10 protein-coding genes are annotated in these 17,213 nt (G+C 47.9%); 8 read left to right on the top strand and 2 right to left on the bottom strand.

Annotation, left to right across the window (positions count from 1 at the left end):
- Positions 1-266: 266 nt before the first annotated feature.
- Positions 267-6,713, bottom strand: a complete 6,447-nt coding sequence (locus BMY60_RS12905; protein ID WP_090334173.1) for a DUF4347 domain-containing protein — start codon at positions 6,711-6,713, stop codon at positions 267-269.
- Between the two features lie 1,111 nt (positions 6,714-7,824).
- Here BMY60_RS12905 and BMY60_RS12895 point away from each other — a divergent pair.
- The 3 genes from BMY60_RS12895 (at position 7,825) to BMY60_RS12885 (ending at position 10,046) form a co-directional block, all read left to right on the top strand.
- Entirely contained in the window at positions 7,825-8,046 is a 222-nt protein-coding gene (locus tag BMY60_RS12895; RefSeq protein WP_143057447.1) for a hypothetical protein, read from the top strand.
- A gap of 419 nt (positions 8,047-8,465) precedes the next feature.
- Entirely contained in the window at positions 8,466-9,131 is a 666-nt protein-coding gene (locus BMY60_RS12890; RefSeq protein ID WP_090334168.1) for an FAD-binding oxidoreductase, read from the top strand.
- A gap of 225 nt (positions 9,132-9,356) precedes the next feature.
- A complete protein-coding gene (locus tag BMY60_RS12885) occupies positions 9,357-10,046 on the top strand; it encodes a PRC-barrel domain-containing protein (RefSeq protein WP_090334167.1) in 690 nt (229 codons plus the stop codon).
- Between the two features lie 109 nt (positions 10,047-10,155).
- Here BMY60_RS12885 and BMY60_RS12880 read toward each other — a convergent pair whose 3' ends face one another.
- A complete protein-coding gene (locus tag BMY60_RS12880; RefSeq protein ID WP_090334165.1) occupies positions 10,156-11,136 on the bottom strand; it encodes a mechanosensitive ion channel family protein in 981 nt (326 codons plus the stop codon).
- Positions 11,137-11,468: 332 nt separating this feature from the next.
- On the opposite strand from BMY60_RS12880, the gene BMY60_RS12875 reads away from it, so the two are divergent.
- From BMY60_RS12875 to BMY60_RS12855, 5 genes are all read left to right on the top strand, one after another.
- Entirely contained in the window at positions 11,469-11,840 is a 372-nt protein-coding gene (locus BMY60_RS12875) for a thiol-disulfide oxidoreductase DCC family protein (RefSeq protein ID WP_090334176.1), read from the top strand.
- Between the two features lie 536 nt (positions 11,841-12,376).
- Positions 12,377-14,359 (top strand): monovalent cation:proton antiporter family protein, encoded by a 1,983-nt coding sequence (locus BMY60_RS12870; RefSeq protein ID WP_090334164.1) that lies wholly within the window; start codon positions 12,377-12,379, stop codon positions 14,357-14,359.
- A gap of 307 nt (positions 14,360-14,666) precedes the next feature.
- The gene (nirK, locus tag BMY60_RS12865) at positions 14,667-15,770 is read left to right on the top strand and encodes a copper-containing nitrite reductase (protein WP_090334175.1); all 1,104 of its coding nucleotides are present in this window, start codon (positions 14,667-14,669) and stop codon (positions 15,768-15,770) included.
- A 302-nt stretch (positions 15,771-16,072) separates the two neighbouring features.
- Entirely contained in the window at positions 16,073-16,600 is a 528-nt protein-coding gene (locus tag BMY60_RS12860) for an adenine phosphoribosyltransferase (protein WP_090334163.1), read from the top strand.
- Between the two features lie 70 nt (positions 16,601-16,670).
- Positions 16,671-17,114, top strand: a complete 444-nt coding sequence (locus tag BMY60_RS12855) for a DMT family transporter (RefSeq protein ID WP_177166676.1) — start codon at positions 16,671-16,673, stop codon at positions 17,112-17,114.
- The last annotated feature ends 99 nt before the right edge of the window (positions 17,115-17,213 follow it).

The following is a 17,213-nucleotide window of genomic DNA, read 5'->3' as shown; positions in this document are numbered from 1 at the left end:
CATTTCACCCATTGGGTGACTCCTGTCTTTAGTCCGAAAACCTTGACACTACTACGTTTGAGCTAATTTTTGTAGATCTAACTGAGGAAAATAGGTTCAATTCAGGATAGGGCAAATTAAAAACCAGCAAGTGGATCCGCGGGTATAAGCTGTGCTTTCTCTGGAATCCATGAAAACCAACAGGCGTCATAATTACAGGTCAAAATCCAGCGTATTGGTGTAATATTCATAGTCCGCCGGTATCCCTTGGCTCTGAGCTAATATAATTAAACCCCATCCACAAGCAATATATTGCCGATAGTCGTAATTGACTCATTGTTGTTAGAGATTTCCACTGCGAGCCATTCACGTGTCATGTCACCATTTCCGAGTTGTGACAAATGCTGTTCAAGTTCAATATCGTTTGCTTGTCTGTTAAGTGCCTGTTGGTAAAGTGTCTGAATGTAATCCGTATCTGACAGGGTGCTTAAATTAGAATTGTCCTGGAACCAATCCAGTATGATTTCAGGTTTGACATCATCGGCTAATGCTTCGCGACCCAGTTGCCATTCTTCAGTGGTGGCATCACGATCAAAGAAAGTCTGGAATAAACGACCGAGAACACCTTCAACTGAGCTATGCGCTAGCAATATGTTCTCTCCGCTGTCAAACGCGATCATTTCGGCGTTTTTGAGACTCAGCATGGTGCCGTCCTCCAGATGCGTAATTTCTATCGTGTCGTCAATCTGGTTCAGGTGAACATCATTACGATTGCCTGTCATTCGCAGCACATCATGTCCTCTGCCGCCATCGACTCTAAGTGCTAATCCCAGTGGCAAGTAGCCTTGATCGTTTGCGCTCCCGCCATTGAGGTCACGAACAACGTCCAGTTGAACAATGTCTGGATTACTATCCAGACCTGCAAGCAGTTCATCGATTGTTTTATCTTTAAGATCAATAGCCTCCGGTAAATTCTGAAATGCCCTGGCAACGCTATTGAGATCAGCGTCTTTCCAGTTTTGTACTGCGTGGCCTTCGGCAATTGTTAAATCCCTTCCTAACCAGGTTTTGACCAGATGATGTGCGGCAGCTTCCGGAACAGAATGCGCGATCGCTAGATTTTGGCCGGTTTCAAACTGTACCAATTCAACATCGCTCAGCGTATCGGTTTCACCGTTTTGATGTGCGAGTGTTACTTGGTTATTGTTGACTGTGATCAGATAATCCGATAGTTCACCCGGCTGGATGGCAGTATCGAATCCGAGTCCACCATTAAGTTCGTCGTTGCCGCTTCCGCCCGTGAGCATATCGTGTCCGGCTCCGCCATAAACGATATCATTGCCGGCATCTCCTGTCGTCTGATCGTCACCACCCAGGCTACCGATAGTGTCGTTACCGTCGCCGCCAAATAGTATGTCGTCGTCCGGCCCTAATACGATGAACTGATCCTGATTGTCGCCAACTACGACATTTTCTCCAACGCCACCCATGATGCGCACGGCGCCGATAATGGCTGCAAACGCTACATTGTCGAGTTGCATGATGGTGCCTGACGGCATGTCGGAAGCGTCGACGATTAGCGCCTGCAAACCATCATTCGATAAACTGGAACCGTTGATAATCACGGGCAAATCCGAGTTCCGGTTACTGTCAGACGATAATGAAACGGTATGTACATAAACTTTATCGGTTTCTGCTAATGAAGCGATAAAATTCCGGTTGTGAACGGTCATTTCCGATAATACACTGGCATCGTTGACGTTTACTTGCTCAATACGGTTGACTAAGTCGTTGATGGCATTCTGTGTATCCATTGATTCAGACTGACCGTTGACAGAAACTCCTATGCCAGTAGGCAGACCTATGGTCAGGATAGGATCACCAGAAAAACTGGTCAGAATGGAAATGTCCGCATGTGTTGCATTTTCGGAACCCGGGTCGTCTACACGTGTACTATCAACGATCGGAACAGTCAACGTAGTTGATCCGTCTGTTTCGGTCTGAGCGCCTATGGTGACGCCATCAGATGTTTCTGTGCTCGATTCTGATGTATCTGGCGTAGTTGGTGTGCCGCCGCCGGATGGTGGTGTTACTGCCGGTACGGTAGTGCCATTACCTGTTGCGTTAACGAAAACGGTATTGCTTGTCGCGTCAACGACATTGATTGCAGTATCAGCGCCGGCTGCCCAATCTTCCGCAGCGGCCAAATTGTAAGTAACACCACCGGTTGATGAGGTGCCATCTTTATTGATAATTTGATTGACTGCAGCTTTATCGGTTGCGCTTAGGACTAACGCAAATAAAGTGCCTGAAGCGATGTCTACATTGGCCGTATTGGTCAACGTATATGTTTCGCCGCCTTCGCCCGTAATGGTAAATTTGCTGGCGATAACATCATTTGCAGTACCGCTGGCATTTTTAAAATCAGCCCCGGTTACAATCAGAGCACCTGTACTGGCATTATATGTAGCTGACGTGATGGCGGGGACGGGAACGTTACCGACAGTGATGCCATTGCTGGTCAAATCAGATGTGTCGCTGTCAGTAACCCCTTTATTCCAATCATCTGCTGCCGCCAGATTATAGGTGGTGCTGTCAACAGACTCAATGCCGTTTTTGTTGACAATTTGGTTGATCGCCGCTTTGTCCGTAGCGCTGAGTATAACTGTAAATTGCGTCGCTGAATCCAGTTCAACGTCTGACGAGTCAGTCAAGGTATAAGCCGAACCACCTTCTCCGGTAAAGGTCAATGCTGAAACGTCAATATCGGCTCCAGCACCATGAACCTGGATATTAGTACCTGTAACAACCAGAGTGCCAGTATCGGCATTATAGGCTGCAGATACTATTTTTGGATTTACGACGATGGTTATTGTAGAGCCGATTGCCAGCACGGCCGTATCGTTGCCGCCGTTAGCCGTACCGCCACTGTCGGTTAGACTGGTGATAGTCACGACCCGGTCGCTGGTATCTGGAGTATTGCTGTTGTTCTGGTAGCTGATGCCGTCGATCAGGGTCTGCGCAGCCGCAACTGGCAGTGTTCCGCCTGCAAGATTCACGGTGGCTGTAGAGCCGGTTACAGTCACGCTGTAGCTCAGGCCGTTGGTGGAGGTAGTACCTGATGTTCCGTGCGTGAGTTCAATCGCCGTCCCGTCTGTATTGAGTATTTCATTAGAACCGTCACTGACATTCGTTATCGTGAGTGTTAATGCTGACAGTGTTTGTCCATCTTCGGCTGTAGAAGCTGAAGCGCCGTTGAACAGGCTGGCTGCAGCGCCTCCTTCGGTAAAAATTGGATTGGAACCTGCAGCAGTTAACGTGGGTTCGTCATTAACTCCTGAGATTGTGACAGTAGAAGCGACCGACAGTGCGGCCGTATCGTTGCCGCCGTTAGCCGTACCGCCACTGTCGGTTAGGCTGGTGATAGTCACGACCCGGTCACTGGTATCTGGAGTATTGCTGTTGTTCTGGTAGCTGATGCCGTCGATCAGGGTCTGCGCAGCCGCAACTGGCAGTGTTCCGCCTGCAAGATTCACGGTGGCTGTAGAGCCGGTTACAGTCACGCTGTAGCTCAGGCCGTTGGTGGCGGTAGTGCCTGATGTTCCGTGCGTGAGTTCAATCGCCGTCCCGTCTGTATTGAGTATTTCATTAGAACCGTCACTGACATTGGTTATCGTGAGCGTTAATGCTGACAGTGTTTGTCCGTTTTCGACTGTAGAAGCTGAAGCACCGCTGAACAGGCTACCTGCAGCGCCGCCCTCGGTGAAGGCCGGGTTGCTGCCGTTGGCGGTCAATGTCGGCTCGTCGTTGTTCTGGACCACGGCCACCGTGGATGCGACGGCCAGAGATCCCGTATTGTCGCCGCCGTTGGCGGTGCCGCCGCTATCCTGAATGCCGGTCAGCGTTACCACGCGGTTGCTGGTACTCGGGCTGTTGCTGTTATTCTGGTAACTCATGTTGTCGATCAGCGTTTCCGCTGCCGCAACCGACAGATTGCCACCGGTCATGGTAACCGTGGCGGTAGTGCCGATGACCATCACGCTGTAGTTCAGGCTGTTACCGGCGCTGCTGCCGTTGGTACCATGAGTCAGCACAATAGTGGTGCCGTCAACATTGATGCGTTCGTTGCTGCCATTGGTAACGTTGGTGATGGTGAAGCTTAGCCCGGTAATGTTCTGCCCGGATTCCACGGTATTGATGTTGGTGCCGCTGAACAGACTCGCCGCTGCGCCGCTTTCGGTGAAGGCAGGATTGCTCGCGTTGGCGGTGAGCGAGGGTTCGTCATTGACACCGGCAACCGTAACGGTGCTTGCAATGGCGATAGAGGCGGTGTCATCGCCGCCGTTGGCGGTGCCGCCGTTATCCTGAATGCTGGTCAGTGTTACCACGCGGTTGCTGGTGCTCGGCGTGTTGCTGTTGTTCTGGTACGACATATTGTCGATCAGCGTTTGAGCCGCTGCCGTGGACATGGTGCCGCCGGTGAGCGAAACTGTTGCCGTGGTGCCCACTACCGTGACGCTGTAACCGAGACTGCTACCGGCAGTACTGCCGCTGGTGCCATGGGTAAGAACGATAGCGGTACCGTCGATGTTGATGACCTCGCTGATGCCGTTGGCCACGTTGCTGACTGTGAGCGTGAATCCTTTGATGGTCTGGCCGGCTTCAATGGTACTGATGCTGGCGCCGCTGAACAGGCTGCCTGCAGCGCCGCCCTCGGTGAAGGCCGGGTTGCTGCCGTTGGCGGTCAATGTCGGCTCGTCGTTGTTCTGAACCACGGTCACCGTGGATGCGACGGCCAGCGATCCCGTATTGTCGCCGCCGTTGGCGGTGCCGCCGCTATCCTGAATGCTGGTCAGCGTTACCACGCGGTTGCTGGTACTCGGGCTGTTGCTGTTGTTCTGGTACGACATATTGTCGATCAGCGTTTCCGCTGCCGCAACCGACAGATTGCCGCCGGTCATGGTAACCGTGGCGGTAGTACCGATGACCATCACGCTGTAGTTCAGGCTGTTACCGGCGGTGCTGCCGTTGGTACCATGAGTCAGCACAATAGTGGTGCCGTCAACATTGATGCGTTCGTTGCTGCCATTGGTAACGTTGGTGATGGTGAAGCTTAGCCCGGTAATGTTCTGCCCGGATTCCACGGTATTGATGTTGGTGCCGCTGAACAGACTCACCGCTGCGCCGCCTTCGGTGAAGGCAGGATTGCTCGCATTGGCCGTAAGTGCAGGCTCGTCATTGACAGCAGTCATCACGATGGTGCGGGTATCGGAAGCACTGGCGGCCTCTTTATCGATAGCCGTAAAGGTGACTGTTCGGTTCAACGAGCCCGGATCATCCGTCGTGCTGTCATAGCGGATCGATTGCAAGACTTCCTGAACACTGGCGTTGGTAGCGTCGGCATCAAAGGTAACAATCAGCTTGGTCCCGCCGGTGACGATGCCGCCAGAAGCACCCAGATCGCCAATATCCGTACCATTGGCGAAAATATTGGTGCCGCTGATGGTAATGGCGGTTCCGTCACCGTCGCTGTCGACGATACTGATCCGATCGCCGGTTTCAGCATTGCCGGTAATTTGTGCAGAGAGACTGCCGCCGTTCCATTCGGCATCGCCGTCAGCGTCACTGACTGTGCCGGCACTATCGAACTGTATACCGGCGTTCCCTTCGGTGTATGCCAGATTAGTATCATTGATGGAAATTGCAGGAGTGGCATTAGGACTTATTTCGGAGCTAGCCTGCAGATTATCCATAAAAATCCAATTGGTGTTCGCCACAAATTTGGCTTCATCCACGGACCCCCAATTTAGCGTCCATGTTCCCGAGGAAGTGTCAGCCGCGTTGAAAGTTTGAGATTCGACTTGAACACCATCGCGAAACCCATAGAAAGTTAATGAGGCGTTAGCAGGATTTCCAGCCGTATCAATCACATAATCAATACTGGTCAATTTGAAATTTGATGAATCACTGGTGTAGACGCGCGTGTCAGTGTTGTTTACATCATTCGTAACGGATCCTTCATGTGGATAAATACCAGTTTCTCCACCAAACCCGTTGAACCGGAAGCCGTCGTAAGATATATCATCAATCACTGTGCCATTGGCAATAACCGCCGTATCTGCCAGCCCCAGGCCTTCATAGTTCGATGTCTGGTCTCCGGAAACAGGTAATGCCAGGACGCTACCGTAAGAGTCGATAAAATTTTTCGTCAATGGTAACGTTGCTTCGATTTCTCCTGTAGCCACCTCGAGTTGCCAGTCACCCTGCAACGCGCCCGCACCCGCGCCTGTCAAATCATCGGATGCAGCCACATCGGCTCCAGTCATACGGGTCATTGCAGTGAGCAGATCAATACCCGAACCGGTTGCGAGACTACACCCATAGAGCAAAACGTCACCATCCGGCGACATAGCAGAACCAATTTTAGCCAAAACCTCCGCATACCGGACGATGTTGTCAGCTGTCAGTTCTATATCGCCCAGTAACAGCTTTCCTTCTGCGCCATGGGAAAAAACGTGAATACTGTCAACATCAGTCCGGCCATCGAGTTTTTCAGCCAGTCTCTCCAACCCATCGCCACCATTGATTAGAACCACCTCGGTTCCGGGATCCAGCTGCTCAATCAATCTTTCATAATCGTTTACCGCCGTATCAACTAGAGCGATGTTGGCTGCAGAATCAGATGTTGAATAAGACGCCGGCAAACCGGATTGACTGGATTGGAATGTTGGCATAATGTATGAACACCATAAAAATTTAGAGAAAACAGCAATTAAACATACAGTAATTGCAGATTATTTTTGAATCTAGGAGCCTGCCGGATTTTGGCAATTTAAACTGCGGAAGTGGGCTAATGAATCCACAAACACAGCATAACAAAACATGAAATCGAGAATTTTATGTGGTTTATGTAGTTTCTCGATACCAAATCCCATTTTTTGCTCCGTTTTGTGTCCTATCCGACAGGCCCCTAGATCCGCGCATATGCAAATCACCAGACAAATAATAGCGTCTTCAGTCAATTTTTGATGACTTGAATTAAGGTGCATTCCGCCGCTTTTAACCCATTTCCCGATACGCTCGGCTAATAGCATTGACCTTAAAGTGCGCCAGCGTATTGCAGAGAGTTCTAGGAGCCTTCCGGACTTTGGCTGACTATGGTCAAGTAAAACCGAACACCCTAACTAAGCGATTTTAATGAGCGAGCGCGGAGTCCATCAAATGAAAAGTCAGCTCTTCATAAGTCCGTTGCTAGTATTTCAACAGTAATTCCTCCAATCGTAAATGGATTCTATGGTCATACCGCTACGGCCCGTGGCTGTTTTCAGATCCTTGTGCTTTATATGTCAGCTTCAACCCAGTCCAACCTTCTGTATGCGCATTTTGCACCCCCAGTGGTTGTGTGTTTTGGTTATAATCAATGGCCTGACTATAACCATACCCGCTCCCGCCCCTACCGGAATTTCCACTCATTTCCTGTAAATTATTAAAATGAATTCATGAAGTTGTGCTCATGCAGGGGAAGCAGGCTAGCGAATACCCTGGGAATTGATGCTCAATCAGCGCTTTTTTTACGCCGCGGCAGTAATAATTTATATTGGTGTGTGAGTTATGGTACTGAAGAGTAGGGCAAGGTTGAAACAGGCGCCGCACGTCAAGAAAAATGGTTTGTTCGTATTAACATAAGTTAATGTCGCATCGTGCTGAATGTGAGACTATTTTTTATCCATCCGGCAGGCGTGTTGGAAAATAATTGGTGTTGTTGTACTCCCTGGATAAGTAAGGCACATCATCGAAGATGGTTTTTCAACAGCCTGCTACTTTTTAATCTACAGGAGTCGATTCATGCCTAGAAATCATATGTTGTTGTCCTTAATTTGTGTATTTTTTTTCATAACAGGTTGTGCGGAACAAGGGCCCGCTGAGAAGGCAGGCGAAAAGATTGATGAAAATGTGGAAAGCAGTATGGACGCGGTTGATGATGTTATCGAAGAAACTGAAGATAATGCAGAGGCCGCGGGCGAGGCCATCGATGATCAGGTAGATGAGATTAAAGGCGGATACTAACTGATATTTTATTGTTCTTTTGCGCCCTATTTATACTCAAGCAAATAGGGCGCAGTCTGCTTCCTGAATATTTTCTTTTCTTTAACAAGCTTGAGAAGTTATCAATGTTACATTACAGTTTTAGAACAGCCAACAACAGGCATATAGTATTTATCTTTTTGTATAGACGCTGGTTTTGCTTGTAACTGCTAAATCTTGCCTTGAAAATATTTTTCAACGGTGTTTTTCGTCAAGTCAATTTCTGGCGCATTATGTGGTTCAGGCAGCCTTTGGTTCAGGCAGCCTTTGGAAGTTAAAATTTTCATCAGGTTTTCTATGAAATAATGGCAGTCTGGAAGAGAGAGGTTGATTGCTATTGAGATAAGCCGGGTTTTTATCTGAATTTGTCTGAATCATTGATCAGAGAGGAAACGATAGTCATGGAATTTTCTGCTCAACTGCTCATGAGTGAGTTTGTAACTCATGATGTAAAACGCTTTATTCTGGAGAAACCGGAGAAATTTAACTGCACGCCAGGTCAGGCGGTGGAAATTGCCATTGATCAAGGTCAATGGAAAGACGAAGCGAGACCTTTCACGCCAACATCGCTGACTGATGATGGTGTGCTTGAATTTGTCATCAAACAGTATCCGGATCACCAGGGTGTAACCCAAATGCTCCATAAACTGGAGGCTGGTGCTTTGCTGAGGATCAGCAAACCGTTCGGTACCATTCAGTATAAAGGACCGGGTGTATTTATTGCGGGCGGTGCGGGCATCACCCCGTTTATTGCTATTTTGCGGAATCTGGCGCGAAATGATGAATTGAATGGACAGACGTTGATTTTTTCTAATAAAACACCTGCCGACATCATTTCGGAAAAGGAATTCCGCTTTCTGCTGGGCGACCGTTGTTTGTTGACTTGTACTGAGAACAGTGCGCCCGGTTATGATAATTCCATGATCGACAAGGACTATCTGAAAGAACATATCAACAATTTCGATCAGCATTTTTATCTGTGCGGCCCCGGTGGTTTTATGGAGTCAATTACAGATGCTTTGAAAACGCTCGGTGCAAAACCAAATGCGTTAGTTTTTGAAGAATGATAGTAACGGTCATAATAGCGGTTTTGCCGATAATCAAATCTATGTAAATTGGCATAAGTATTTAACGGCTGCCTGGCGCAGTACCTGGTGTTTTATCAACGCTTATTTCAATTGTTTTATTTCGTGCTGCCAGCTTCCTGGTTCCTCCATTTTTTGAGAAGCCGCAGTGTCGGTTGTTCTAATACTCGGGTTTCACCAACAATCATCATAAACAAGGAGTTAGAAATGACTCGTAATTTTTTTCATAACAGGTTGAATTTAGTAATTGGATTAGTATTGCTAATGTATTTTCTTTCCTCAAATGCAGTAGTCGGGTCGGAAATTGATCTTGGAGGAGGGGATTATACTTCCGGCCGCGACACGAGTGTCAAGCAAATAACCGGCATCGAAGTTATCGATAAAAACCGGAAAAAAATTGGAACGGTAAATGATTTGTTGATCGACAAAAATAGCGCAGTTGCATATGCGGTGATCTATGTGGGCGGCGTGTACGGTGTGGAAAGCGATAAACAGGTTGCTGTACCATTTGATCGTCAGCGTATCATTAAACAACCGACAGACACGGAAAAAGTACTCGCATTGAATGTATCGCTACAAGCATTGCAACAGGAACCTGCGTTCAAACTGAGCGACGCGGATGCTGGCAGGTTCGATAACACGATTGCCACAAGTAAAATTATCGGTTTAAAGGTGTTCGGAAAAAATGATAATCTGCTGGGTGTGATTCATGATTTGATTGTTAACAACAGCCACAATGTTGTATACGCGGTCATTCTAACCAGCGGTGTGAGTGGGATCAGTGACAAACTGGTCGCAGCGCCTTACGGTGAATTGAATGTAAACGAAAACGAAGAAAAAATAATCCTGAACATCACAGATAACGCGTTGGAAATGGTGCCCGGATTCCAATATTGATTGGACGCCTGTTCCATTGCCAACGAAAGATTTCGCAGTTATTCAGCTCAACACTACGGGTTTTACTGAAACGCTGCGAACGGTCCGGCTCTTTGCGTGAATATAGCAATTATCTGGAAGAGTCCTGTTTTATCGTATCGTGAGTGTGGACAGCCAACGGTTCTTTAAATGTAAGCGTGCGGTAGGGGAAAGGAATTTCGATACCGGCTTCGTCCAGCGCTTGTTTGACGGCGGTGACGATCTCGCCGCGTGAGCGGCGGGTATCAACGGGTTTGTTGTCAGTCCACCAGGCCACTTCTATATCAATGCTGCTGGCGCCAAAGGCCTGTGGGAAAATCTCTACCGGTTCTGACAACGCTACAGTGCGGCATTTTTTGACGGCTTGTTCGATGACCTGAACCGCTCTGGATACATTTTCATCATAGGCTATGCCGGCAATTATCGTGACACGTCTGTAAGGTTTGTTTGTAAGTACAGTAACCGGATTTTTGAATAATGTGGAATTCGGCACCAGCACCAGCTCGCCTGTTGTCAGGCGTATTTGCGTCATGCGGATATTAACCGCTTCAACTCTGCCGGTTATGTCCTGGCATTCGATAAAATCTCCGTTTTCGAATGGAAAGCGCCACAATAAAAGTATTCCTGCGAAAAAATTTTCAAAAATATCCTGAAAAGCGAACCCGATGGCAATGGATACGATACCTAAACCGCCTAATGCGGTTGTCGGTGTCAGCCCTGGAAACCAAAACATTGCAGCCAGCAGTAAACCGCCAATCCAGATACCGATAATAATCAGTCGTATGATCAGGTCTCTCAGAGATCTTCTCAGTCTTTGAAAATTAAATAACCGGCTTCCAAGTCTGGAAAACAAATTGGCTATAATCCAGGTCAGAATTAACACCAGAATACCCGCAAGCAGATAGGGTGTATGCTCCAGAAAATTTTTCCAGATGTGTATCAATGTCTCTTGCAGCGTTTGTGCGACTTCTGCGACGGAGTCTGGCGCATCAATCGGGTTAGCGTCTGATGGCTTATGCGGTGGTTGAGGCAGGGAATTACCCGAGTCGGATGCGGCGTTACCGGCAGTCATTGGATATTTGGCTAACTTTTGAATATATCAAAGCACGTTTGGATTTTTAATGTGTCTGGTTAGACATGATTATATAACTGTGTAGTTGTGACGGCTACGATTTTTGCACATTCTGTTGCATACATATGTTTTGGCATATCCTGCAGCACAAAACTTGATCCTTTTGCCCGAAAAACAAACAGAATTGAACATGGCACATGACGGACCCCTAAGAAAATCTCATTAAACTGAGCGAAAAGAGATTTGTATTCGCGGTGGAGCGCAGTGATGTACAAATAATCAGATTCAGCTACAATGCGTTGATCTGCCGTTTTTTTATCTGGGAAATGAGAATGGATCAGACCGAGAAAAAAATCACTGTGTATTATGACGGGGCTTGTCCAAGCTGTATTAAAGACCGCGAAGACTATGAAAAAATGTCCGGAGAAGCAAGTGCAGAGATAGACTGGTTTGATATTACCGGTCAGGACGATCAGTTGCGAAGCATCGGTATTGATCCGCGCAAAGCGAAAACAGAGTTGCATGTGCGTGCGGAAAATCAGCATGTCTATTCTGAGCTCGATGCCTATATCCTGTTAATGAATCGCGTGCCACGGCTCAAACCGTTGGCATGGTTGATAGGTTTGCCGGTAATTCGGCCCATATTGTCATCGCTTTATCGCTGGATGGTCAGGCGACGGCTGAAAGCCAGCGGGCGTTTGTGATGAAAGGGTCGCTTGACCTCGCATAAATCTGACAGCTGGCACCAGGGTTTCGATTCATCGTTCCGACCGGACGTATGATGCCTTGTTTTTCATATGCGCCGTCGCGGCTGGTCGCATGCTATGCAATATCTTCTCAAACATGTATTCCAAAAGAGAACGCTCTTTGTCTTGTAGCGACGCTTTGCTGCTGCTTCGATGATCCTAGAATCATCATAGCGTGACTCATCCTTTTGATGGGTAGCATTTAAAGAAATATTAGGAGCCGCGAATAAATAACTGTAACACTTATTTATTCGCGGCTTCTTAGTCTTAGTTATTGATTGCCGGGTTCAGCGTGCTTGCCAGCGCACATGGCAAGGCACCTTGCAGGAAATAGTCGTTCAGATAGCCGTTCTATTGCCAGAATATTTTTCACTGGATAGCAACAGTTACTTTTTTGATATGATATCGACTCAGGCCGTTTCTGGACGATTCGTCAGGCTGCTTACCAGCAGAGCGTCAGTACCGCCACACGCCATTTCATCAAGTTACCATTCATGACAGACTCACTATTACCCGTACTGATTTTATTGTCGACTGCGGTCATGGCGGTAGTCATTTTTAGACTGCTGCGCTTGCCACCCATGCTGGGATATTTACTTTCCGGCGTTCTCATCGGTCCGCACGCTCTGGGCTGGATACCCGACAATGAAGAGACGCGCCATCTCGCGGAATTTGGTGTGGTTTTCCTGATGTTTAGTATCGGCCTTGAGTTCAGTCTGCCCAAGCTGGTCACAATGAAACGTATTGTTTTTGGATTCGGCACGTCGCAAGTTGTCATTAGCATTTTAATCGTTATGTCGATCACCTGGCTACTCAATTTGGATTGGCGCGTTGGACTTGCTATAGGCGGAGCGCTGGCAATGTCTTCAACAGCCATTGTCATCAAAATGCTATCTGAGCGGCTAGAATTAAATTCATCACATGGCCGGCAAGTAATCGGTGTGTTGCTGTTTCAGGACCTCGCTGTCATCCCGTTGTTAATTATCATTCCCGCGCTGGCAATATCAGTCGACAGTGAATCGGTTAATTACGGGGCCATGCTAACAATAGCCGTGCTGAAAGTACTGGCCGTGCTGGCTCTTATATTATTTTTCGGGCAACGGCTCATGCGTCCCTGGTTCCATCTTGTTGCACATCAAAAATCATCCGAGCTGTTTGTTTTAAATGTGTTACTGATCACGCTGGGACTGGCCTGGCTGACAGGAATGGCGGGATTGTCGCTGGCGCTCGGCGCTTTTCTAGCAGGTATGCTGATTTCTGAAACCGAATATCGTTATCAGGTCGAAGACGATATCAAACCATTTCGCGATATCCTGCTGGGGCTGTTTTTTGTCACGATCGGCATGTTGCTGGATGTTCGTGTGGTGATCGACAATTTTCTGTGGGTTGTTGTTATTCTCGCAAGTCTGATCATTATAAAAATTATCTTGATTACCGGTTTGTCTCGTTTGTTTGGCGCAGAATTCAATGTCTCGTTACGTACCGGAATGAATCTGGCGCAGGGAGGCGAATTTGGATTTGTATTACTCGCGCAAGCCACCATGAATGGTCTGGTAGAGAACATCATACTGCAGCCCATTCTGGCCGCAATGGTGCTTTCAATGTTTATTGCGCCTTTCATGATTGAATACAGCGAGCGCATCGTACAACGCTTTTATACGTCCGAGTGGATGCAACGGGCAATGGAAATTACTTTCATCGCTGCCCAGACAATAGCGGAGCAAAACCATGTCATTATTTGCGGTTATGGTAGAAGCGGACAGAATCTATCCCGTATACTGGAACAGGAATCTGTGCCCTTTATAGCACTGGATCTCGATCCGCGCCGGATCCATGAAGCCAAAATGGCCGGAGAAGCCGTTGTCTATGGCGATGCAGCACGTAAGGAAGTCTTGGTGGCTGCCGGCATACTGCGTGCAAAGGTATTGGTTGTCAGTTATGCAGATACGGTTTCTGCACTCAAGATTCTAAACCACGTCCGCATGTTAAGGCCCGAACTTGCTGTTGTTGTCCGAACGCACGACGACTCTGACATTGATTTGTTAAAAGAAGCCGGCGCCACTGAAGTAGTAGCCGAAATTCTTGAAGGCAGTTTAATGCTGGCCTCACACGCGTTGATGTTCATGGATGTTTCAGCCAGACACATTCTGCGGCGTATCCGGCAGACACGTGAACAGCGTTACAGCCTTTTTCGCGGCTTTTATTTCGGCACCACAGATGAAAGCGACGAAGGCCATGAACGCTTGCTGCCCCGTCTGTTAACGATTACGATCGTGCCAGGCGCAGCGTCTGTCAACAAAACACTCGGTGAACTCGATCTGTCAGGATTATCCGTAGAGGTAACTGCTGTCAGAAGACGGAATATCAGAGGTTTGCTTCCTTCTGATGAAACCCGGCTTGAAGCCGGTGATGTTGTTGTACTTAGGGGAACGCAGGAAAACCTGGCTGCAGCGGAAATTCGGTTAATGCAGGGATAAAGCAATTCACATGATCAATTTGCTGCATTCAAAGCTGGAAAATCTCAAACCGAACTCTTCCACAAAACCCGAGTAACCCTACTGACAACATGCCCTTTTTTAAGGATTTTTTGTATTAATATCGCGCGTTCAGACATGGACAGCCTCACCATGAAAGTGTATAGTCTGCGACAGCCCTTTGCTCTTTCGGAAAAGGGCAGATGTCTGTGTATCCGATTCAGAGATACCTGTAATTGTCGAAATTGATGCATGGGCAGATAAGAAGGCGTACGTAAAAACGCAAAATTTATCATTTATGGAGGGAGATATGATTAAAGCTGTTCAAGCTGCTATTGGACTGGGATTACTTTGTTTTGCCGCTACACAGGCTGCCGTAGCCGCGACAGACATCTCAAAGTTGCCGCGTGTCAAACAGGAACTGGTGCCGCCGCCAGCGGTTCCCAAGCACGATCAGGTTGTTAAAGGCGGGCCAAGAGTCGTAGAAGTCCGCTTGGAAACAAAAGAAGTACTCATGGAGGTTGCACCCGGCGCAAATGTTTGGGCGCTGACATTTAACGGTTCTGTACCTGCCCCGCTGATCGTTGTACACGAAGGCGATTATGTTGAGCTTACCCTGGTTAATCCAAAAGAAAGCACACTGGCACATAATGTGGACTTTCACGCTTCAACAGGTGCGCTGGGCGGCGCCGGCTTAACGTTGGTTCAGCCAGGTGAAGAAGTCGTATTGCGCTGGAAAGCGGTCAAACCAGGCGTATTCGTTTATCACTGTGCGCCGGGTGGAACGATGATTCCATTCCACGTTATTTCCGGCATGAACGGTGCGGTTATGGTACTGCCACGTGACGGCCTGAAAGATGCTGAAGGCAAACCATATCGCTATGACCGCGCATACTATATCGGCGAGCAGGACTACTATCTGCCGCAAGACGATAAAGGCAACTTCAAAAAATACGACTCTCCAGCTGCCGGCATGCACGAAATGCTTGAGCTGTCTAAAGGCCTGATTCCAACACATGTTGTATTCAACGGCGCTGTGGGCGCGATTACCGGTGATAACGCATTGTCGGCCAAAGTAGGCGAAAAAGTACTGTTTATCCATTCGCAGGCGAACCGTCCTTCATATCCGCATTTGATTGGCGGTCACGCCGATCTGTATTGGGTAGGCGGCTCATTCAGTGATACGCCGCTGACCAGCCAGGAAACATGGTTTGTGCCGGCAGGTTCCGCAGTTGCTGCAGCGTATGAATTCCATCAACCAGGCTTGTATGTCTATCTCAGTCATAACCTGATTGAAGCTGTGTTGATGGGTGCCGCATTGCACATGAACGTAGAAGGCGAATGGGATGACGACATGATGACGCAAGTCAAAGCCCCTGACAGCTTCGACGCTGAAGCAGCCATGGATCACTAAGCAGTATACTTGTACTAACTGTATATTGATTTAATGATTGGCTCAAACGGCTCCTTCCGGCAGGTTGGAGCCGTTTTTATTGATGCGTTATTTGCTCGCAGCCTTAGGAGCCGCGAATAAACAAGTGTAACAATTGGGCGCGTCTGGCGGGATGCAATGCAAGGCGGGAGGATGAGTCACCAAGCTATGGCGACGACGAACAACGCCGCAGTGTGCCCGCCAGATGCGATCCAGGTGTTACAGTTATTTATGAACGACTCCTTAAATAAGGCATTTTATTTTCATTTTTCTTTTTTCTATCGATGCCGATCAAATCCCGTATACGCACTGTACCGCATTATCCCCGTCAAGGGATTATGTTTCGCGATATTACGACACTGCTAAAAGATCCAGTTGGTCTGCGCACAACGATACAGGAGATTGTCAAGCGGTATCAGTCACAGCAAATTGGCAAAGTTGTTGGAATAGAGTCTCGCGGCTTTATCATTGGCGCACCTGTGGCATATCAACTCGAAACTGGCTTCGTGCCTATCCGCAAACAAAACAAGCTTCCTGCCCAAACCGCCGGTCGCGATTACCAGCTGGAATACGGCAGCGACCGGATTGAAATCCATGTCGATGCTGTTCAGTCAGGTGACCGTATTCTGCTTGTTGATGATTTAATTGCAACCGGGGGTACTGCCGAAGCAGCTGTCAGATTAATCAGGGAAATGGGTGGCGAAGTGATCGAGTGCTGCTTTGTAATTGATCTGCCGGATGCAGGTGGACGGTCGCGCCTGGAACAGCTGGGCTGCAAGATATTTTCTTTATGCGAATTTGCTGACGGTTAATGCGGCGAATCCTTACTAAATGCTGATATGCCCATTGTCAGCATTCACACACAATACATCACCGCTGTTTATGAGTAATACTGTTTATGTCGTTGTTGCGCTGGTTGTGGGTGTACTGATATCCTTTCAACCGCCAATCAATGCGTCAATGGCCAGAATGCTTGAAAGTCCGTTGCTGGCTGCAACTATATCTTTGTTCATCAGTTGTATATTGATGTTGATGCTGTGGCTATACAATGACAACGGAAAAAGCCTAAATCAACTCGCAGTACTTCCATGGTGGATTATTATCGGCGGCGTTGCCGGTGCTGTATTTGTCACCAGCAGTATCATCATTGCACCAATCCTTGGCATGGCGGCGTTCATTGTCTGTATCATCGCGGGTCAGCTTTTCGGCTCTATTTTTATCGATCAATTCGGCTTATTTGGAATGGAAATAAAAGCTGTCAGCTTACAGAAAGTCTTTGGTCTGATTTTGATATTCACTGGTGTCATACTGGTCCGGTTAGATTAGGGCCTAATTCTACTTTGTCAGATTCAAATGATCCCAGAAGTGTATCAAGCTGATATATAATAACACTTTGTTTAATAACTATTAATCACGATCATGTCG

It is taken from the genome of Nitrosomonas sp. Nm51 (assembly GCF_900111165.1).
Lineage (GTDB): Bacteria > Pseudomonadota > Gammaproteobacteria > Burkholderiales > Nitrosomonadaceae > Nitrosomonas.
This window is presented reverse-complemented; position numbering and strand designations above follow the sequence as displayed.